Origin of the sequence: Nostoc sp. UCD121, assembly GCF_014222285.1 — a bacterium.
Classification (GTDB): Bacteria; Cyanobacteriota; Cyanobacteriia; order Cyanobacteriales; family Nostocaceae; genus Nostoc.
Genome location: NZ_JACKZS010000143.1, coordinates 1 through 20,877 on the forward strand (window position 1 = coordinate 1; position 20,877 = coordinate 20,877).

The 20,877-nt window shown below is 41.9% G+C and carries 16 protein-coding genes; 12 read left to right on the top strand and 4 right to left on the bottom strand.

The features are described 5' to 3' along the window. Nucleotides 1-98: 98 nt before the first annotated feature. From GNF10_RS24855 to GNF10_RS24875, 5 genes are all read left to right on the top strand, one after another. On the top strand, nt 99-2,228 hold the full coding sequence (locus GNF10_RS24855) for a caspase family protein (protein ID WP_185581779.1): 2,130 nt from the start codon (nt 99-101) through the stop codon (nt 2,226-2,228). Between the two features lie 354 nt (nt 2,229-2,582). After that, a complete protein-coding gene (locus GNF10_RS24860; RefSeq protein ID WP_185581780.1) occupies nt 2,583-3,425 on the top strand; it encodes a DUF2382 domain-containing protein in 843 nt (280 codons plus the stop codon). A gap of 376 nt (nt 3,426-3,801) precedes the next feature. Further along, the gene (locus GNF10_RS24865; RefSeq protein ID WP_185580643.1) at nt 3,802-4,698 is read left to right on the top strand and encodes a DUF2382 domain-containing protein; all 897 of its coding nucleotides are present in this window, start codon (nt 3,802-3,804) and stop codon (nt 4,696-4,698) included. A 173-nt stretch (nt 4,699-4,871) separates the two neighbouring features. Then, the gene (locus GNF10_RS24870; protein ID WP_260445949.1) at nt 4,872-5,768 is read left to right on the top strand and encodes a YsnF/AvaK domain-containing protein; all 897 of its coding nucleotides are present in this window, start codon (nt 4,872-4,874) and stop codon (nt 5,766-5,768) included. Between the two features lie 134 nt (nt 5,769-5,902). Then, nucleotides 5,903-6,826, top strand: a complete 924-nt coding sequence (locus GNF10_RS24875; protein ID WP_185580641.1) for an ion channel — start codon at nt 5,903-5,905, stop codon at nt 6,824-6,826. An 11-nt stretch (nt 6,827-6,837) separates the two neighbouring features. On the opposite strand, the gene GNF10_RS24880 is transcribed toward GNF10_RS24875, so the two are convergent. The 4 genes from GNF10_RS24880 to GNF10_RS24895 all read right to left on the bottom strand — a co-directional run bounded on the left by GNF10_RS24880 (nt 6,838) and on the right by GNF10_RS24895 (nt 13,304). Further along, nucleotides 6,838-7,032, bottom strand: coding sequence for a hypothetical protein (locus GNF10_RS24880; RefSeq protein WP_185580640.1), 195 nt, complete (start codon nt 7,030-7,032; stop codon nt 6,838-6,840). Nucleotides 7,033-7,192: 160 nt separating this feature from the next. Then, on the bottom strand, nt 7,193-8,275 hold the full coding sequence (gene psbA, locus GNF10_RS24885) for a photosystem II q(b) protein (protein WP_185580639.1): 1,083 nt from the start codon (nt 8,273-8,275) through the stop codon (nt 7,193-7,195). A gap of 349 nt (nt 8,276-8,624) precedes the next feature. Then, nucleotides 8,625-10,124 (bottom strand): MBOAT family protein, encoded by a 1,500-nt coding sequence (locus GNF10_RS24890; protein ID WP_185585364.1) that lies wholly within the window; start codon nt 10,122-10,124, stop codon nt 8,625-8,627. A gap of 168 nt (nt 10,125-10,292) precedes the next feature. Next, nucleotides 10,293-13,304 carry a DUF1574 family protein gene (locus GNF10_RS24895; protein WP_185585365.1) on the bottom strand — a complete coding sequence of 1,004 codons (3,012 nt, stop codon included), beginning with the start codon at nt 13,302-13,304 and terminating at the stop codon, nt 10,293-10,295. Nucleotides 13,305-13,814: 510 nt separating this feature from the next. On the opposite strand from GNF10_RS24895, the gene GNF10_RS24900 reads away from it, so the two are divergent. From GNF10_RS24900 to GNF10_RS24930, 7 genes are all read left to right on the top strand, one after another. After that, a complete protein-coding gene (locus GNF10_RS24900; RefSeq protein ID WP_114080461.1) occupies nt 13,815-14,051 on the top strand; it encodes a hypothetical protein in 237 nt (78 codons plus the stop codon). 101 nt (nt 14,052-14,152) lie between these two features. Next, nucleotides 14,153-17,212: a phosphoenolpyruvate carboxylase gene (gene ppc / locus GNF10_RS24905; RefSeq protein ID WP_185585366.1), complete on the top strand. Its 3,060-nt coding sequence runs from the start codon at nt 14,153-14,155 to the stop codon at nt 17,210-17,212. Nucleotides 17,213-17,248: 36 nt separating this feature from the next. Next, on the top strand, nt 17,249-17,503 hold the full coding sequence (locus tag GNF10_RS24910) for a hypothetical protein (protein ID WP_185585367.1): 255 nt from the start codon (nt 17,249-17,251) through the stop codon (nt 17,501-17,503). Nucleotides 17,504-17,664: 161 nt separating this feature from the next. Then, nucleotides 17,665-17,970 carry a DUF4090 family protein gene (locus GNF10_RS24915; protein WP_185585368.1) on the top strand — a complete coding sequence of 102 codons (306 nt, stop codon included), beginning with the start codon at nt 17,665-17,667 and terminating at the stop codon, nt 17,968-17,970. Nucleotides 17,971-18,454: 484 nt separating this feature from the next. Next, the gene (locus GNF10_RS24920) at nt 18,455-19,417 is read left to right on the top strand and encodes an aldo/keto reductase (protein WP_185585369.1); all 963 of its coding nucleotides are present in this window, start codon (nt 18,455-18,457) and stop codon (nt 19,415-19,417) included. A 246-nt stretch (nt 19,418-19,663) separates the two neighbouring features. After that, nucleotides 19,664-20,038 (top strand): hypothetical protein, encoded by a 375-nt coding sequence (locus GNF10_RS24925; protein WP_185585370.1) that lies wholly within the window; start codon nt 19,664-19,666, stop codon nt 20,036-20,038. A gap of 224 nt (nt 20,039-20,262) precedes the next feature. After that, nucleotides 20,263-20,709 carry a hypothetical protein gene (locus GNF10_RS24930; protein WP_041565674.1) on the top strand — a complete coding sequence of 149 codons (447 nt, stop codon included), beginning with the start codon at nt 20,263-20,265 and terminating at the stop codon, nt 20,707-20,709. Nucleotides 20,710-20,877: the final 168 nt, after the last annotated feature.

Here is a 20,877-nt window from a genome sequence, read left to right on the forward strand (position 1 = left end):
CCATTCCCCATTCCCCATTCCCCACATTTTGTAACTTTACAATACAGAGTTCAGCCCTGTAAGCTGCTAGCTAATGGGCTTAGGGCTGATAGCTAATTATGAAACGCCGCACGTTTTTACATAAAATTGGCTCAATACTCGCGGTATTGGGAGTAACAGAAGCTGAGTGGTTGACTTTAGGAAATCGCTATTATCAGGCTTTGGCACAACCAAACTCGCGCAAGTTGGCATTGCTAATAGGTATTAACCAATACTCCCAAATTCCAAACCTCAGTGGTTGTCTGACAGATGTAGAACTGCAAAGAGAACTTTTAATTAACCGCTTTGGTTTTCAAGGATCAGATATTCTAACCTTAACTGAGGAACAAGCCAGCAGGGAATTCATTGAGGCAGCTTTTTCGGATCATCTGGGCAAACAAGCTAAACCTGGTGATATAACTTTTTTCCACTTTAGCGGTTATGGCACTCGTGTCAAATTGAAAACATCGCCAGATACAATGCAAAATGCTCTGGTGACAGCTAATGTAGCTCTTGACTTACAAGATGAAAAAATAGTCAATCATATATTAGAAGAAACTCTACTGCTATTATTGCGATCGCTCTCCACAGACAAAGTAACAGCAGTATTGGATACTAGCTATGATGCTCCTAACACAGTAATAGGATTAAAAACTCGCGCCCTTCAGGAGTCGGCAGCAAAGCTAGCAATAGAAGAACTCGACTTTCTCAAACAACTTAAAACTCAGAAGTTATCCAACACTCCGATTGTTTTAGCAGCTACCTCAGAACCAAAGCAGCCAGCAAGGGAAGGTCTTTTTTCTGGTTTTAGTGCTGGGTTATTCACCTACGCCTTGACGCAGTATTTGTGGGAATTCACGCCAGCCACCAAAATTCAAGTAGCCCTTTCCTACGTGGAAAATTCTCTATATAAATTAGGTAGTAAACAGCAACCAGCGTTATTAAGTAGTCAGAAAAATCCAGATATAACGTCTCTACAGCCAGACGATATCATTGGTGCAGAAGGCGCGGTGAGTGATATTGAAGAAGACGGTAAAATCGTGCATCTGTGGTTAGGAGGATTACCCCCACAAGTGCTGCTATACTACGGAGTGAATTCTAGGTTTACACTACAGACAAAAGAACAATTAATATTGCGATCGCGCACTGGGTTAACAGCAAAAGCGCAAATTTCCAAAATTGAAGGTGCAAATCCCCTACAAACCGGGCAACTCGTCCAAGAAGCAGTCCGAGTTTTACCCCGAAATATTAATTTAACAATAGCTTTCGATACTGGATTAGAAAGAATTGAGCGGGTAGACGCGACAAGTGCCTTTGCGGGATTTTCCCATGTATCCACCGTAGTTGCAGGTGAAAAACCAGCTGATTATGTATTTGCCAAGCTACAGGAAACTCCTAGTCGTTATGGTCTATTTTCTCTTGGTGGCGAATTAATTTCCAATACCACTGGGGAAGTAGGAGAAGCAATAAAATTAACAGTGCAAAGGTTAGCGCCAAAATTATCAACCTTGCTAGCAGCCAAGTTATGGCGACTTACAGAAAATGGAGGTTCTTCTCGCTTGGCTCTCAAGGCAACCTTAGAAATAGTTAATAATATATCGCCTCGCATCATCATGCAGCGCGAAACAGTGCGAAGCTTAAAAACTGAAACTTCGATTAAAAAACCAGTACAGACGCGATCAATCGCGTCTCTCGCCACTCCGATTGTGCCTATCGGTAGTCGAATGCAATATCGAGTGGAAAACCAGAGCGATCGCCCTATATATTTAATCTTGCTCGGATTAAATAATAATCATACAGCAGTTGCCTTCTACTCTTGGGAAACTCCCCAAGAACCAAATACTACCGACATCAAACCTATCCTCCAAGAAGTCGTCATCGCCCCAGGTGAAAGCCTCACCCTACCCCAAACTAATGCTGCTTCCCAATGGGTGATTTCAGGGCCAGCTTCTGAGTGCGAACAACAACTTATTTTTAGTCCTGTCCCCTTTAGCGAAACTTTAGCCGCCTTGAGTACTGCTAAGTATTCCACAGTCGAACAAGGGCCGATTGGCCCATTGTTAAATCCTTTAGACGTTGCACAAGCCTTGTTACAAGACTTGCATAACGCCAGCGCCCTCAAAACTGAGATGAACAGCACAGCAGCCGACTCATATACCTGGGATGTCAATAATTGGGCAAGTCTTAACTTTAGTTTTCAAGTTGTGTGACTTGGAAAATTTTTTATCGAAACAGAATTGATTCTGAATTCTAACCGAAAAAGCGGATATCCCTGCGTAAAGCCTTCTCTACGATATATAGCAATTCTTACGAGGATCTTGATTATGGTTCTTGTTAGCAAAGTGGGACGTAGGCCATTCTGACTTCTGAATTCTTTTTCAAACCAGCATAAGCTAAAAGTCTTTATGACTTTAGTTATACTCCTATTGATGACGCTGAGTGTTAAAACTGAGTGTTTTACTCATAAAATATCTCAACTGAATTCAGTCGCCAGCAGGATGAGATTCAGCACAATATTTTTTACAGTAATAACAAAGTTATAAACAATCTGGAAACAACAGAGTATGCCTCTTCATAAACTTGAACATTTTGATCCAAACTATCGAGAAACTTTTGGTGGAGACGACGTTAAATCACTGGTTCTTTATACTGAGGGAGGAGACAGAGTTGGCTCAGTCGCTGATGTTTTAGTTGATGATGATGGTCATTTTCGATATTTAGTTATTGACACAAGTGGAGATTTTTCTGGTAAAAAGATTTTACTACCAATTGGTCTTTCCCGGATTGATTATCCTGCAAAACGTGTCTATGTTGATGGGTTAAGCAAACACCAAGTAGAAGGTTTAGTCGAGTACAAAGAAGACACAATCTTTGATCACGATTACGAAGAAAAGGTACGTAGTGGATTTCGTTCTTCAACTAGCGGTGTAACTTACGATCGCAATTCATACAATTACCAGACAGAACCAGCTTTATACGGACTGAATGAGCAATCTCATCAAACTTTCAAACTCTATGAGGAACGGTTGATTGCAAATAAACAGCGCATCAAAACCGGAGAAGTAACGGTTGGTAAACACATTGAAACAGATACTGCAAGTGTTACAGTACCTATTCAAAAAGAACGAGTTGTAATTGAGCGAGTTGTACCAACAGAAGCAGGAAACGTTGTAGATACCAATGAACTTAAGTTTCAAGAAGGTGAAGTTGCACGCATAGAAGTGTATGAGGAAACGCCTGATATACGTAAAGAAGCCTTCGTGCGTGAAGAAATCCGAGTTAAGAAAGTCGTAGAACGGGATACTGTGGAAACACAAGAAACCATTCGTCGAGAAGAGTTAGATGTTGATACTGCGGGTAATTTACATGTGAATGAACATGGCAGTAATACACATGGAGCTATTTAAGGGGATTGAATTTTTTAAAAGTTGTAGAGACGCGGGATGTTAGCGTAGCGGAGTATTAGCGCTAGCGTCTCGTAGAGAAGTCCAGGTAAATTTGTATTCTCTACAGTATTTTAATGAAAAAAAATTCATAACTCCTTAAATCTGTTTGGTGAAAATTCGCGGTTTTATATCCCCAACTTTTTTTAAAAGTCGGGGATATAACTTTTAAATTATTATTCAATTAGGGCTACTTTTATCTGCCATAAATAAAAAGAACTATAACTTTTGGTTATTTAACTATTGAAATAATTCATTCGACAGAAGGATGTAAACAATTAAAGGAATTCTTATCATAATTGCTATGAATTGAAAAGAAAAATATTGAGGTTAAATAATAATGGTACTCTACAAATTAGAAGATTTTGAGCCTAACTATCGTGATACCTTTGAAGGTAAAGAAATCAATGGGCTTGGGGTTTATACACAAGGAACTGATGAAAAAATTGGTACTGTCAGCGATGTTTTAGTTGACGAAGAAGGTCATTTTCGCTATCTAGTTGTTGACTTAGGCTTCTGGATTTTTGGTAAAAAAGTCTTACTACCAATTGGCCGTGCCCGTATCGACTATAACGTTGATCGCGTCTACACAATTGGCTTGACTAGAGAGCAAGCTGAAGATTTACCTGAATTCAGTGAGCGTCAAGCGCTTGATTACGATTACGAAGAACGGGTGCGTGGCGTATATCGTCAACCCGCAAATTACACCAGTTCTTTAGATGCATCAGCGCCTGTAGAAGCATCAATACCTGTAGATACAACCTATCAACCAGCGACAACTGCGCCAACTTATAATCGTGATAGCTACAATTACGAACATGAGCCTTCTTTGTTTGGGTTAAATGAGCAAGATCATCAAACTCTGAGATTATATGAAGAACGGCTGATTGCCAGTAAACGCCGCCAAAAAACTGGAGAAGTATCGATTGGTAAGCATGTTGAGACTGAGACTGCACGGGTTGCAGTGCCGGTAGAAAGAGAGCGAGTTGTAATTGAACGTGTAACTCCAGCAGATGCAGGTACTGCCGTTTCTGGACGCGAAGCAGATTTCCGTGAAGGCGAAGTTGCTCGTCTAGAAATCCACGAAGAAACTCCTGATGTTCGTAAAGAAGCATTTTTGCGCGAAGAAGTCAGAGTTAGAAAGGTGGTAGATCAAGACACAGTTGAAACGCAAGAAACTGTGCGCCGTGAAGAGCTAGATGTGAATTCTGGTAATCTTCCCATCGAAGAACGCTAACTAAATATAGCCATTAGTTAATAGCTAATGGCTAATAATTAATTCGACACATTACAGGTAAAGCTGTTGAATTGGCTTTACTTGTTCTTCCAATAGCTTAGAATGAGCAATACATTTAATTTAGCCAAGTAAAAAGCAGTTCATAAACTTTGCATATTATGAATAGCCAACCGATGACAAAAAACATTGGACAGGCAAACGGTAATTCTGGCACTAACACCTCAATAGCAGATTTGAAAAAAAAGGTGAAGGATTTTGCTGTGTTCGATAACCAAGGTCAGCTAGTAGGAGTAGTTCATGATTTAATTGTGGATGCTAATAAACGGTTAAACCTAGTTATATCAAACCAGGTCAATCAACAAACTCTAGAGAATGGCGAGCAGTTAGCCAATAAACATCCTTCTTTTTTTCGATTGCAGAGCCAGAGAATAAAAAAAATCGACAAGCCGACTAAATCTGTTTTCATAGACTTCAACAAATCAGAAATCGAATATATGCCTGAATATTCAGAAGCAGAAAAATCCGGCGATGTCTACGAGGGCCTACACCTAGGCAACTCAACGGAGCAATTGGTTAATAATCAAACTAGAAGTAGCGCAGTTGAGCCAGCAAATTTAGAAGAGGTCAGCGAAGAACAGATTATTCGTCTACTAGAAGAACGACTAGTTGTTGAAAGCAGTAAGCGAAAAGTTGGCGAGGTGATTGTTCGCAAAGTCATCGAAACCCAGATGATCCAAGTTCCTGTCCGGCGTGAAAAGCTGATTGTGGAACAAATTAGCCCAGAACACAAACAACTCGCAGAAATTGATTTAGGTCAAGAGGAAATTGCTAATGTTGACTTGACCGGAGTAGAAAGACTCGAAGGTACATATTTTGAAAGCGGTTTAACAATAAGCGGCGAATTTAACTCACCGAAGACTGCTAGTTTATTGTTGAATGCGATCGCATTAGAACAAAATCACGGCTGCAATCGGGTGCGTGTTACCATTGCGGTTGAAGATGAGTCACACAAGAATAAATACCAGGAGTGGTTTGATCGCTGTTCGAAAGATCAATCACCCAAGCCATAAAAATAAGTTTCTAGCAGATAAATTAGTAGGATGGGCATTGCTCATCCTATTTTTTTGCTGATTTAATAATTTAATCACTTTAGCTCAGAGAGTGTCAAAATACTAAGCAGTTGCCGTTCTTTTGGCTACTTGCAATGAAATTTCGACTAAAGAGACTTTCACGGAAGAAACAACAGCGTCTGATTTTACCTATTCAGATTCAAGTTCGAGACGGAAAATTTGAGATTATGGGTATGGGTGTATGGCATTCTTACTGGCGCGATCCCTACCATTTGCTGTTAACGATTCCCTGGGCTGGCTTTCTACTGCTGATTTGTACTTTCTATATAACTATCAATGCTCTATTTGCCCTAGCTTACTTGATAGGAGGAGATTGTATTGCCAACGCCCGACCAGGCTCTTTTTTAGATGTCTTTTTCTTTAGCGTGCAAACCCTAGCATCCATCGGCTATGGGGCGATGTATCCCAAAACAACTTACGCCAACATTATTGTCACCATTGAAGCAATGATTGGTTTGGTGGGAATTGCCGTAATGACGGGGCTAGCCTTTGCTCGATTTTCCCGACCTACAGCTAGGGTACTTTTTAGTCGTGTTGCTGTAATTACGCCTCATAATGCAATGCCAACTCTTATATTTCGCACCGCTAATCAGCGTCGCAATATGATTTTAGAGGCGCAGATGCGAGTCTACTTAATGCGCGACGAAATAACCCTAGAAGGGCAATTTATACGTCGATTTTACGATCTCAAACTGTTAAGGAACCAGACACCTAGCTTCACCTTAAGCTGGTCAGTGATGCATGTCGTTGATGAGTTTAGTCCTCTATATGGCATGACACCAGAATCCTTAATCCAGACAAATACTATCTTGATTGTCTCTTTGAGTGGCATTGATGAAACGGTTGCACAGGTAGTCCATGCCCGTCATACTTATGCTGCTAATGAAATTTTGTGGAATAATCAATTTGCCGATATCTTCTACCACGCACCTGATGGACATCGCTACATTGATTACAACCGCTTTCACGATGTTTCACCTTTAGATGAAATGCTTTAAATGCCTGAAACTTACTCGGAAGTCTGATTGTCTGAGGATTGTAAGGCTTTAACAACGACTCGACCATTTTCAACTACAGTGCAATTTTTAACCATACTTTTGCTGTGGTTAACTTGTACATCCTTACACTGGTTCTGGTGGGAGATATTTTGCTCCTGTTGTTGGTTGAGGACGACAACACAACAGGCGGAGGGAGAAAAGGACATATAAAGTATTTTGATCTCTATATCTATTATTGCGCTACTGATGATGTTTGGCTGAAAAATTTGCTACCTATCTGTTTTGATTAAACCAATTAAATATGGCTCCAACAAAAAAGCGCCCCCCATCACTGGAGGGTGCTTTTTATTTAGCTAATCTTCAGAATTAACCGTTGATAGCAGGAGCAGTCATTGCTACAGGAGTAATTTCACCAGCAGCTAAGTCTAGGGGGAAGTTGTGAGCGTTACGCTCGTGCATTACTTCCATACCCAAGTTAGCGCGGTTGATTACATCTGCCCAGGTGCTGATAACGCGACCTTGAGAGTCAATGATTGATTGGTTGAAGTTGAAACCGTTCAGGTTGAACGCCATCGTGCTGATACCCAAAGCGGTAAACCAGATACCGACGACAGGCCAAGCTGCTAAGAAGAAGTGCAGTGAACGGCTGTTGTTGAAAGAAGCGTATTGGAAGATCAAACGACCGAAGTAACCGTGAGCTGCAACGATGTTGTAGGTTTCTTCTTCTTGACCGAATTTGTAACCGTAGTTAAGGGACTCAGTTTCGGTGGTTTCACGCACCAAGGAAGAAGTTACTAGAGAACCGTGCATTGCAGAGAACAAGGAACCGCCAAATACACCAGCCACACCTAACATGTGGAAGGGGTGCATCAAGATGTTGTGTTCTGCTTGGAACACAATCATGAAGTTGAAGGTTCCAGAGATACCCAAAGGCATACCATCAGAGAAAGAACCTTGACCGATTGGGTAGATCAAAAATACTGCGGTAGCAGAAGCCAAAGGTGCGCTGTAAGCTACGCAAATCCAAGGACGCATACCTAAGCGGTAAGAAAGTTCCCACTGACGACCCAGGTAGCAAGCGCAACCGATCAAGAAGTGGAAAACTACCAATTGGTAAGGGCCACCGTTGTACAACCACTCATCTAAGGAAGCAGCTTCCCAGATTGGGTAGAAGTGCAAGCCAATAGCGTTGGAGGAAGGAACAACTGCACCAGAGATGATGTTATTTCCGTAGATTAAAGAACCTGCAACTGGTTCGCGGATGCCATCAATGTCTACTGGAGGAGCAGCGATAAAGGCAATTACGAAGCAAGCAGTAGCAGCTAGTAGGGTTGGGATCATCAGTACACCAAACCAACCGATATATATACGGTTATCAGTGCTGGTAATCCACTCGCAAAAGCGATCCCAAACGTTAGCGTCAGAGCGCCGTTGTAAGGTTGTGGTCATTGTTTTATAAGTGCTATTTTTTGTTAAAAATGGAACAAGCAGATTTTCTTTTGCCTGTTGAATTACAGTCTACATGAAATTACTTGGACGCGATCTTGGGCTTAATATTCTGTAATAGAATTCTTTAACAAGATCGTCGAAATGTAAAGTTTTTCTACTATGAATAATAGTGATAAAAGCAAGTGATTAAAGCTTTCTAAGCTATCGCAAAATTATATTGGCTATAACTTTTAATGACGCGATCACCTAGTTTATTGTCTTTACATTCTGTTACAAATAGCCAGGATAACCTGTAACGAAATAATAAGTTGTACATTGTCTTATGTCGCTATTGATTGTTTGTAGAAACCTAAAAATCAAAGTAGATATAGGGCAAGCTGCCTTCAGGAGCTAATAACCAAACAGCGTAGAAACATAGAGGGACAAAGACAAGTTTAATAGGCCAGTTAAACTCTAACTTCAGCATCCGGTTAAAGGCATAGACTACAGCCATAAGAGCAGCTAAAGTTAGCAGCATCCAAGTGAGTTGGTATTGGCTAATATTTAAAGCATCTACATAGACCTTTTGAGCAAACTGGGCATCAGCAGGATAACCCCAAAGGTGTCGGATTACTAAAGAAGAGTCTGCGATATTCGGTAGACGGAACCAAATCCAAGAGGTAAAAACCATCAGTTGGGTCAAGAACCAAGCGACAAGGATACCTAGAGGGTTTTGCCAGAATTGCTCCAGATTTTCAAAGCGATCGCTCATAGCATCTGTAAGTCGATGAACCACCAAGGCTAACCCGTGGAATATGCCCCAAACTACATAACCCAAAGCAGCACCGTGCCAGATGCCAGCGATTAGCATCACAGTAAATAAATTCCAGCATGTGCGGACTAAACCCCGACGCGAACCACCCAAAGGAAAGTAGACATAGTTACGTAGCCAATCTCCGAGAGTGATATGCCAGCGCCGCCAAAATTCTCCAATACTGGTGCTGAAGTAGGGAAAGTCAAAATTTTCAGGTAGAACCAAGCCGAAAAGTAAGGCACTCCCACGGGCAATATCTACGTAACCGTTGAAATCTAGATATAACTGCAAACCGTAGGCGAATGTTGCCAACCAGAGATCGGTACTACCGGCTCGTTGTAAGTTACCAAAGCATAAATCGACAAAAATTCCCAGGTGGTCTGCAAAAATACCTTTTTTGACTGCACCTCTAGCAATTAACCACAGCCCCTCTGCTACTCTATCGGCACTGGGAAAGTCTAGCGTATTGAATTGATTTGCTAAGTTGTGATAGCGCGTAATCGGGCCGGAAATCAGTTTGGCGAAGAATAATTTATAAGTGGCAAATTTCAGAAACTGATCGGTAGCAGGCGCACCACGATAGACATCTATTAAATAGGCAATACACTCAAAGGTGAAAAATGAAATTCCCAAAGGTGCAATCAATTTAAAAGAGCTATCTGGTGAGTTTGCTTGGATATTGAAAACAAACTTAAATAGAGGGGTTAGATACTTAAAAGCTAATAATAGTAAGACATTTAGAGCTATACCCAGCCACAAAACTTTTAGACGACGGCGGTTCCAGTCACCTTGGGCAAATTGCCACTCTTCATTAGAAATTTGCCAGTCAAGAGAATGTTTTCCTGGTGATGTATTTTTCCCAATCTCTAGCCCCAAACGGAAATTGATAAACGTCAATGCTAATAGCAATGGTATGTATTGGATATGCAAAGATGCGTAGAAAACTAAACTAGCAATTAGCAGCGTCCATAATCGTAATTTCTGTTGGGCTAAAGACCAGTAAATTCCTAAAACACTCAACAAGAAAAGACCATAGAAAATTGATATAAAGTTCATTTTTTAGTCATTTGTCATTTGTCATTGGGCATTGGGCAAAACAGTTCCGTTAGCGGTAGCGGGGCGTTTAGCCCGTGAGGAGTGCTAAGTTGAAGAGTTAGGAGTTACGACGAATTCTCCCCCTGCCTCTCCTGCCTCCTCATCCTTCACTCCCCATTCCCCTGTTCGCTACTTCACTGGCCAAGGAATCATCGGGTCATTAGCCAGCTTTTTGGAGACTTCGTATGCTCCAAAGCGGTTGAGGTGGCTGGGATCAGAGAAGTAGTCATGTGCTTTGGGCCACTTTTGGCTTAGATCCCGATAAATAAAGTTGGGATTAGTAGCTAGACGCAACATATATTGCTGAAATTGTTGCTCATATTGTTTACGCACTGGATCTAAATAATCTGCCGTGAGAGGCATATTGACAAAGACTAAGGAAATTTTCTGAGACTGGGTAAACTGAAGCACTTCTTGAAGAGCAGCATCTTGCTGTCCTTCTACTTGGAAAGATTTATAGTCGTTGTCGTAATTTCCGGTAACTCTAGAATGTTTTTGATAGTATCTGGCAGGATTGAAGCGAATAGACAAAGGTAGAAAGCCATCAAAATCAACTGCTTGCTGGGAAATACTCTCATCTGAAGTTCCATCTGTTAGCTGTTTTTGTGATGCAACTGTCTGATTACGACCAAGTATAAGCAATTGTTTTTGCAATAAGCCTTTAATTTGGTCACGGTTTTGATAGCTAGCAGAAAGAGATGCTAGACCCTGATTTAAAGAATCATTGACAGCTTGATATGTGCTAATCTCCTGTTTTTCTTCTTTTACCTTCTCTTCTGGCGAACTTTCCTGATTTTCGGGCGATTCGCTGCTATTTGCTATTTTTGGGTTTTTTTGGAATGCCTGCTTATAACCAGCTGATGCAGCGATAGATTTAAAGGTGATGTCTTCACGTCCACCGTTGAAAGCACGGGCCCCATCTGCCCAGAGAATTATTTTAGGCAGTTCTGATGGTTCCAGTACGTGACGAAGCACAAAGTCTACAACTTGTGCAGTAGCACCGTTGATCCCAAAGTTAAACACGTCAATATTAGGATAACCCTGAGTCGCTAAAGCTTTAGAAAGTTCTGCTGGATCTACTCCTCTGAGGGCGCGGGAGGAGCCAATAATCAACACATCGGGTGGTGTACCAGTTCTCGCTAAACGCTGTTTATACAGTGCTAGCTGCTCATCTAACTGCCTGACATTGAAACTTGGCATTTGCGATCGCGCTGCTAAAAGAATAGCTGTTGCGGTTGCTTTTTCTTTCAATGGTGCGGCTGCCAAATTTTTGGTCGAAGTATCATCACTTTGAGTAAACTCAGAAGCATTAAATACAGAACTCTGATTTGCAGGAGATTTTGTTTTAGAACTGCTGCTAAAAAATACCGTTTTCTCACTCTGAGTTTTTTCAGATGTTAAAGATGCCTTTTGTCCAGATGATGAAGGTAAAACACTGGCAACTTTTGGCAAACTCGGTTTAGTCTGTGCAGTAATTCGACCCAATATCCAATCAGTTTGGAGAGTGAGTAATAATCCCAGTGTCCCCCAAACTAAAGCAATTTTAAGCCCTTGATCGTCAGGATTTTCTTCTGCTAGCTGGTGGCTTTCGGTAAATAGCTGGCTTTTTAACAGGAACTTTTTCGCGGTTGCACTCGCCGTTGCTATCCAATCTCGCGCTACTTCTGTTACAAAACTTTGAACTTCTTCTGTTGTTAAGTCTGGGCGCAAAATTGGTTCACTAGTCTCAGAGGGTATCAAATCATCCACGTATTGAGAAGTGGCAGCGAATTCTGGTGTTGCTTCTGGTACTAAACGTTGGCGATGTTCAAGATCAACGCCATAGTGCCAAAAAGGATCTTTATTCCCAGCCCGGCGACCGTATATACGTATCCCCATAATACCGGGAATTTTCAAATGGCGGATAAACTGCGTAATTTTACTTGCTACTTGTTGACGACCTGGACAAACAGGTGCATCACACATAATGTGCAGTAAATCATTTTTGTTCAGTAAGAGGACACGAATTCCACCTGTCAATAAACGCCAATCCAAGTCAGGATTTAGTAAACGCTCTAGTAAAAATGTGATGGCTGGTTCATCGCCAGTATTAGCCAAATCTAGCGGTGATGTGGCAAAGGCGGGATAGGTTGTGGCGGGTAAAGCTAGCCAATCAATCCAAGTGGGTTGCTTGTCACCTGCTTTTTGCCCGTAGATGGTGGCGGCAAGAATGCCTTGAGGTGCGATCGCTTCTAACTGGGGTACAATCGCCTCTAAGCACACTGCCTTGTCTGGGATTGGTGCAGTTCCTAAAGGATCAAAAGCTGGCGTACAAAAAATATGTAGAGTTGATTCTTTCAGAGAAGCTTGGACAGCAACTTTTAATCCTGACAATACCTCAGTTAATAGCCGAGCGATCGCTTGGATATCACCCCAACGCGCCCATTCTTTCAGCATTACCTCTGCTGGGGTCAAATCGACACGCAGCAACCAATCAGGGGCAGTTTCGCCGCTCACCTGGGAAACAATTACGGCATCTTGGTAGCCAGAAAGCTTGAGATAACGCAACTTCTCTGCTATTGGTTCTGCAAGCAATGAGGCATCAGGGCTATAGCTCGACAGGCAAAATATCCACAGGCGATTTTCTTCCGACTGAGAGTTCTTTGGCTGATATGGCTTAATCTTTGCTTGTACCGATACACCTAACGTACTCAGAGTTTCGCTGAGATATCTAGCGATCGCCTCTGGGTTCCCTTGGCGTGCCAAACTTTCGTTAGAGACAATTAGCGCCCCACCCGACTGTTTTGATTTTTCCGAATCTGCTAGCAAGGCTTGCTCTACCTGCTCCAGATGCTTATCTATTTGATTTAAGTAAACCCGATGGCACCATTTGGGGCGCTGTTCCCCTTTTCTTCGGCCATAGACAAATACTTGATATATTGAGGTTTGTTCGCTGCTTGTGAGAATATCTAAGTTTGTTTGCTGTAATGCTTGCAGCAAATCAGACAAAGTACGCCAACGCTGCGGACATTCTGTACCTTCACAAAGAATATGAAGGTCATTTCCCCGTAACCGGACTTTCACCCCGAAAGTGTTAATCCCTGTGGCTTGGCTTACCCATTGCACTAAGGATTGCTGGCGATCTGGTAATACTGTTTTCATGGGAAGTTAACTTTACAGGAAGCGATGGTTGGGGGATAGTGCCTGCACTTGTAAACTAGAACCATAGGTCTATCACACTCTGACGTTTTTTTTTAACAATTTTGTTACCTTCGTAGCTTACAAAATCGGCCAAGATAGTCTTGTACAGGTTGTAAGTCTGACTAATATTGAGTTTTGCGTTTATTTTACTAATAGGGAGTCATAAATCAGAAGTTAGGAGAGACGCGATTAATCGCGTACAGGAGCCAGGAGTCAGAATAATTCTATATGACTGGCTGATGACTTGTCCTTTAAAGCTAGACTTGCGTTTCATTGTGCTAACGCCCCTAATAGGTGAAATAACCAACAAGCTTATCTCATTTCAACTTCATCCCTCGATTGTTGGAGTCATCCTAATTCCTAAGTAAGTTGGCGCAAAAAAACCAAGTATATTACGAAACGTAAATAGCTTTAAAGCCCTTACCAATGACCAATGACTCCTAAATCAATTCCCATAACCAAAAATTAGCAATGCCTCCTGCCAACCAAGAACCCTCAACTAACCCGCCATCCCATATCGATTTATTTACCATTCCCCAATCGTTCCTTTTACAAATAGGTACAGCGTCTATATTACTGCTGCTCATTACCGGAAAAACCACCGTAAGGGCACTAGAAAGCATAGGGGAAGCCAGTGAAGAATTGTTTCGAGGCGATCGCCTACCCATTCTCGACTTCCCAGAGGAGCGCGAAACTAATCAAACTTAGAAAATATACACCAAATAATTATTTGCTCAGGAATAACCCGATGAGCATTCAGTAGAAAACCTAGAAGCGTAAACAGTTATTAGCTTTACAAGATAGAGAATATGGGTTCCCTTTTATACTCTTCGTCTCAAACTGCGGATATATACCCGGTGTCGGAATTATTTTTGCGTCATCGTCTCCAGGTAGTGGAAGAATTGTGGGAGTCTGTTCTCCGGCAAGAATGCGGTCAAAACATGGTGGACTTGTTGCGGCAGTTGCGCGATTTGTGTTCGCCAGAAGGACAGGCAACAAATGACCAAGCATCCTCAGCCGTCAAATTAATTGAACAACTAAATATCAACGAAGCAATCCGCGCGGCTCGTGCTTTCGCTCTGTATTTTCAGCTGATTAACATCATAGAGCAGGAATATGAGCAACGGCAGCAACTAAGTCGCTATGAGGCAGAAACAGAGCCTACAGATGCAGAAAGAGCATCTAATGTCAATTACTCGTCCAATCAAAGAGAAGATGATGCGCCTGTTAGCAAGGGAATAGCAGCAGAATTGCTGGCAAAGAACTATCTAGAAAAAGCGCAAGTCAAACCAAAAGGGACTTTCGCTGCTTTGTTTCCCTATTTATTCAAACAGAATGTACCACCCCAGCAGATTCAACGTCTCATTGCTCATCTGGATGTACGCTTAGTTTTCACAGCGCACCCGACGGAAATTGTTCGTCATACCATCCGGGATAAGCAGCGACAGGTGGTACAACTCTTGCAAAAACTGGATACCTTAGAAAACCATGCTGGTGGTACAGGTGGCGGATATGCTTGGGAAGCAGCAGATGTCCGCGAACAATTGCTCGAAGAAATTCGCCTCTGGTGGCGCACCGACGAACTTCACCAGTTCAAACCGACTGTGCTAGATGAAGTAGATTATGCCCTACACTACTTCCAAGAAGTTTTATTTGATGGCATTCCTCAACTTTATAAACGTTTCAAACATACATTATCTAATACCTTTCCTTGGCTAGAACCACCAAGTAAAAACTTTTGTTCTTTTGGCTCTTGGGTAGGCTCAGACAGGGATGGGAACCCATCAGTTACACCAGAAGTCACCTGGCAAACAGCTTGCTATCAGCGCAAAATGGTGCTGGGGAGATATATTCAGTCAGTGAAAAATCTGATTGAATTGTTGAGTGTGTCGATGCACTGGAGTGATGTCTTACCAGATTTGCTGGAATCTCTAGAGTTAGATCAGTCCCAGTTGAGTGAGGTATATGATGCCCTGGCACTCCGTTATCGGCAAGAACCCTATCGGCTGAAACTCGCTTATGTACTGAAACGGCTAGAAAATACTCGCGATCGCAATCTAGCTTTGTACAATCGGGAAACGCCAAAAAATCAAGATAGTCCCCTGTATCGTTCAGGAGACGATTTTTTAGCAGAACTGCGGATGATTCAGCGTAACTTGACAGAAACAGGTTTAAGCTGTCGAGATTTAGAAAATCTCATTTGTCAGGTAGAAATTTTTGGTTTTAACTTGACACAGCTAGATATCCGTCAAGAATCATCCCGCCACGCTGATGCGCTGGATGAGATCCTACAATACCTGCAAATATTACCTCAACCTTACAACGAACTATCTGAGGAGCAAAAAGTTGCTTGGCTCACAGGAGAACTGCAAACCCGCCGGCCGTTAATTCCAGCAGAATTACCATTTTCTGAAAAAACCAACGATGTAATTGAAACCTTTCGCGTCGTGCGATCGCTCCAACAAGAATTTGGTCTAAATATCTGCCAAACTTACATTATCAGCATGTGCCGCGATGTCAGCGACGTGCTGGAAGTATTACTGTTAGCCAAAGAAGCCAGACTTTTTGACCCCGCCATCGCTGTGGGAACCATTCAAGTTGTCCCCCTATTTGAAACAGTAGAAGATTTACAACGCTCCAGAAGCGTCATGCGGAAACTGTTTGAACTCCCGTTATATCGTGCTTTATTAGCCGGCGGCTACGAACAAGTAAAAGCAGAAGATATCGATGAAAATTCATCCTCCCCCTCCCCCCTCACCTCTAACTTGCAAGAAGTGATGCTGGGGTATTCTGACAGCAACAAAGACTCTGGTTTTTTAAGCAGCAACTGGGAAATTCACAAAGCCCAAAAATCACTGCAACAAATAGCAGAAAAATACGATATAAGTTTGCGGATTTTCCACGGACGCGGCGGTTCTGTAGGGCGAGGTGGTGGCCCTGCTTATGAGGCAATTTTGGCTCAACCGGGTCATAGTATCAATGGGCGAATCAAGATTACCGAACAAGGAGAAGTTCTAGCTTCTAAATACTCCTTGTTAGACTTGGCTTTGTACCACATGGAAACCATCACCACTGCTGTAATTCAAGCGAGTCTGCTACGGACAGGGTTTGATGATATTGAACCCTGGAATGAGATTATGGAAGAATTAGCAGCGCGATCACGGCAACATTATCGGGCTTTAATCTATGAACAGCCTGATTTTGTTGACTTCTTCCACCAAGTAACCCCAATTGAAGAAATTAGCCAGCTACAAATTAGTTCTCGTCCAGCCCGCCGTCCATCTGGTAAGAAAGATTTAAGCAGTCTGCGAGCTATTCCTTGGGTATTTAGCTGGACGCAAACCCGCTTTTTGCTTCCTTCCTGGTACGGCGTTGGCACAGCGTTACAAGAGTTCTTGAATGCAGAACCAGAAGAACACTTGAAATTAATGCGCTACTTTTACGTTAAGTGGCCCTTTTTCAAGATGGTGATTTCTAAAGCCGAGATGACTTTGGCAAAAGTAGATATGCAAATGGCACATCACTACGTTCAGGAATTATCACAATCAGAAGATCAACTTCGTTTTGCCAAGGTTTTTGACCAAATTGCCAGCGAGTTCTATCTCACAAGAGATTTGGTGTTAAAAATCACCGATCACAATCAATTGTTAGATGGCGATCCTGTCTTGCAACGATCTGTGCAGTTACGCAATGGCACAATTGTCCCCTTGGGATTTATCCAAGTTTCCCTGCTCAAGCGCCTACGCCAGTCTATGAATACTAATGCCACTTCTGGAGTCATCCATTCTCGTTACAGCAAAGGCGAGTTACTGCGAGGTGCATTGTTAACTATTAATGGAATTGCAGCCGGGATGAGAAATACAGGTTGATGGGAATGGGAATAAGGAACTAATGACCAATGACCAATGACAAAAAACAGGATTTTTATTTGTACTTTTTTGGCGCTATTATCAGGTTTTTTTGGTGCTTACACTAGTGGGCAAATCACCATAATGCTGCATAGGCAAAAGTGTCAAAACCAATCTTGGGGTTTCCAGGTGATGTGCAACGCTTGGATGACACCAGGAGCAATATGGCAAGGTAGCACAACAGGATTATGGACAGGAACGATTTTAGGGGCGTTTGTTGGGGGTTTGGTGACGCGGCAAGCTCGTGATTAACCTGTTAAGCGTGAGTTAGACGAACCTCTCCCTGGTTTTGCGTAGTAAAACCAGGGAGAGGTTTTTTGATTCAGACAATTGCAATTAACCCTCAGCAGGAGAAAGGTGTCAGCAAGGCTGGTAAAATCTACCCATAGCAACGAAGAGCAAATTAAATCACTATGCCTACCGAAACTAACCCAGGGAATCAAACTACCGCGGGTGCTGATGCTATTGATGAAGCGATCGCACAGGGAATTGATTTTGATGGTTCTCCAATTCCGCCTGCCAAATTAGAACTTTATGGTAAAGTCATGGCGCTAGAAGGCAATAGACAGCGTAGTGGCGTATCTAATACTATGCGATCGCGCATTGTGCGAATTGGTGCAAAACATATTCCCCAAGCAGAACTTGACCAATTACTTGTAGATGCTGGTTTCGCACCCCTAAAAGAAAAAGAAATTGCCTTTTTTTATAGCGGCAAATAAATATAGGCAGGGCGCGTAAAATTTACGTCTACACAAACTTTCCTCCGCCTCCGCAAACTAAGGGACTTGCAAATAAAAAATACTCAAAAAACTCTCTCCTCCTTATTCCTCTGTGTTCTCTGTGTCTCTGTGGTTCGTTTATTTGGATAATTTATTTCTTGGAAGTCCCTAAGAGAAAATTAAGGTTTTAATCCACGGAGGTGGGTTTAGTCTGTGTAGACGAAGTTTCTAACCGCTCGTTTAACGTTAAATTGATTGCCGATTTTTAGATATCCGTTTGTCGGTAGGGTGAATAAAAAATCCAAAATCTAAAATCTGTTTACCTCACACCTCCCAAATTGCCATCGATATTTTGGCTTCTTGAATGTTTTCCTAATCTCGTCAAAAAGTGTATCTTCAGCAAGATATTGTCAATTTTCCCTTGCGTTTGAATTGGCACACAGTTATATGTACTTAAGTAACAGCTGAAACACTTGGAGAACACATGTCAGGAACTACGCCAAATTCAGAAATGTTATATCGAGTTCTCGGCAGTACAGGAGAGAAAGTTTCTGCGATTGGATTGGGTGGTTGGCACATCGGCTTGAAACACGTTGATGAACAACTGGGTATCCGAATTGTTAGAACAGCGATTGATCGCGGCATCACCTTTATGGATAACAGTTGGGATTATAACGGTGGAGTCAGCGAGATTCGTATGGGAAAAGCGCTACGCGATCGCTATCGTGATAAAGTTTTCCTGATGACGAAAATCGATGGTCGCTCAAAAAAAGCAGCAGCACAGCAGCTAGACGAATCACTCCAACGCCTGCAAGTTGATTGCATCGATCTCGTTCAGCACCACGAAATTCTTCGGCACGAAGACCCGCATCGAGTTTTTGACGAAGAAGGGGCAAATGCTGCTTTAATTGAGGCAAAAGCAGCTGGCAAACTTCGATACATTGGTTTCACTGGACACAAAGATCCATCTGTTCATTTGCATACGCTAGAAGTCGCAGCCACTTACGGGTTTAAATTTGATACAGTGCAAATGCCGCTCAATGTAATGGATGCCCACTACCGGAGCTTTGCGAAGCTGGTTGTGCCAGAACTGGTTAAACAAAACATTGGGATTCTGGGAATGAAGAGCTTGGCAAATGGTATTCTTTTACGGTCAAATACTGTAACGCCAATTGAGTGTTTACACTATGCTTTGAATCTGCCCACATCGGTTGTGATTACCGGAATTGATAGCATGGAGATTCTAGAGCAAGCTTTTGAAGCAGTGCGGACTTTCCAACCAATGAACGACGAGCAAGTGCGATCGCTTTTAGCAAAAACAGCAGAAGCAGGATCGCGTGGCGAGTTTGAGCCTTTCAAAACTTCATCAATCTTTGATAGCACTGCTCAAAATCCAGATTGGCTAGGAGAAGAACCACAGCGCCTCCAGCAATTGATGTCAGCGTGATGCTTTTTTAAACACTCCTTAGACTGTAATTCTAATTGCGATTGCTACGTTATCTAATGCAACCTTTTGCAATGCCATTGTTTTGAATGACAATTCTATTGTTTCGGCTGACAATGCCATTGTTTTGACATGCAAAGATTAACTCATGCTTTTTTAACCTTGTTCGATCTAAAAATCTCATTTTATTGCTAGTTTTTTTTGTTCTAATGGGCACATTAAAGGTATATCCTATACCAGCATATTTATATGCCCACCCAAGATAGAACCCGCCGTTTGCCCTCGCAATCAATTAGTCAAGATATAATCTCATTGCACGGTTTGCAAACTATCACCACATACAATACAAGCCGTGCTGATGCGTCTGTAGCAAATTTACAGCAAGCTTATCAGACTATGTTGGCGCAGAAGCAAGCCGAAACCGAGAAACTAACTTTATACCGTGCTGCTACTGATGCTGCACGGTTAGCAGAATGGGAATTTCATAATGCTGTATTAGCAATGAAAGAAGTTGTACGCGGACAATACGGTTTGGATAGCGATCAAGCCCAAGCAGTTGGACTGAAGAAAAAATCAGAACGCAAACGTCCCAACTGGAAAAAGTCAGTTGCAATTGCAATTTAATTAACTGAATAGCGATCGCTAACTTTTACCCAAGCGTGATCACCCACGCATATCTAAAATCTGTCTTTGATTAGCAGCAAAAAATCTTTCCTAAAAATTCAATCTATCAAAATAGTGAATTATTTTCATAACTAATGATGTAAGAACTTCTATCTAGGGATCGATATGGTGAATAAGCTAAATAAAGTAAATTTAGTATACTAAATAACATGAGATTGTATTGTATGAAATCGAATTATTTTACAAAACAGCTTTCCACCGTAAAACGCTGGATGACTACAACACTGTTTTGTATGTTAGCGATTGCTTTCGTTTGGCAAGGTGCATTTTTCTCGAACACCTCAGCAATGGCTGAACCTACTGCAACCTTGATCGCATCAAAAGACGCAGGCGATAAAGTTCAAGAAAAAACCAGTAAAGATGCTGGACGAGCTAAAAATTTCATCGACGATACGGCAGATAAAGTTAAGGATGCTGCCAAGAGTAATGCCAGTAAGGTTGACCAAGCAACAGACGGTGGTAGTTTTGCTGAACGCAAAGCCAAGAGAGATGCGGCTACAATTCAGAAAAGAGCAAATGAGGATGCATCTCGGACTAAAGAAGCAGTAGACAACACAAAGAATGTTGTTGAGCGCACTGTTGATAATATCAAGGATGCTTTTGGTAAATAGCAATCTAATTTGATTTCGTTCAAATCAAAAGGCTTAGATCCCCGATTTCTTAAAGAAATCGGGGATCTTGTTGTTGAGGAAGATTATTAAGTAAATACTGAATTTATTTAAAATAATTAAGTATTTTTAAATACATCATTTTTTGCACTTAGATGAACTAGCGATCGC

Coding starts and splice junctions, on each gene's coding strand:
- psbA (WP_185580639.1), bottom strand. CDS start 8,275: ATGACCACAACCTTACAACGGCGCTCTGACGCTAACGTTTGGGATCGC.
- GNF10_RS24925 (WP_185585370.1), top strand. CDS start 19,664: ATGCCCACCCAAGATAGAACCCGCCGTTTGCCCTCGCAATCAATTAGT.
- GNF10_RS24875 (WP_185580641.1), top strand. CDS start 5,903: ATGAAATTTCGACTAAAGAGACTTTCACGGAAGAAACAACAGCGTCTG.
- GNF10_RS24855 (WP_185581779.1), top strand. CDS start 99: ATGAAACGCCGCACGTTTTTACATAAAATTGGCTCAATACTCGCGGTA.
- GNF10_RS24895 (WP_185585365.1), bottom strand. CDS start 13,304: ATGAAAACAGTATTACCAGATCGCCAGCAATCCTTAGTGCAATGGGTA.
- GNF10_RS24915 (WP_185585368.1), top strand. CDS start 17,665: ATGCCTACCGAAACTAACCCAGGGAATCAAACTACCGCGGGTGCTGAT.
- GNF10_RS24930 (WP_041565674.1), top strand. CDS start 20,263: ATGAAATCGAATTATTTTACAAAACAGCTTTCCACCGTAAAACGCTGG.
- GNF10_RS24870 (WP_260445949.1), top strand. CDS start 4,872: ATGACAAAAAACATTGGACAGGCAAACGGTAATTCTGGCACTAACACC.
- GNF10_RS24900 (WP_114080461.1), top strand. CDS start 13,815: ATGCCTCCTGCCAACCAAGAACCCTCAACTAACCCGCCATCCCATATC.
- GNF10_RS24880 (WP_185580640.1), bottom strand. CDS start 7,032: ATGTCCTTTTCTCCCTCCGCCTGTTGTGTTGTCGTCCTCAACCAACAA.
- GNF10_RS24860 (WP_185581780.1), top strand. CDS start 2,583: ATGCCTCTTCATAAACTTGAACATTTTGATCCAAACTATCGAGAAACT.
- GNF10_RS24910 (WP_185585367.1), top strand. CDS start 17,249: ATGACAAAAAACAGGATTTTTATTTGTACTTTTTTGGCGCTATTATCA.
- GNF10_RS24890 (WP_185585364.1), bottom strand. CDS start 10,124: ATGAACTTTATATCAATTTTCTATGGTCTTTTCTTGTTGAGTGTTTTA.
- GNF10_RS24920 (WP_185585369.1), top strand. CDS start 18,455: ATGTCAGGAACTACGCCAAATTCAGAAATGTTATATCGAGTTCTCGGC.
- ppc (WP_185585366.1), top strand. CDS start 14,153: ATGGGTTCCCTTTTATACTCTTCGTCTCAAACTGCGGATATATACCCG.
- GNF10_RS24865 (WP_185580643.1), top strand. CDS start 3,802: ATGGTACTCTACAAATTAGAAGATTTTGAGCCTAACTATCGTGATACC.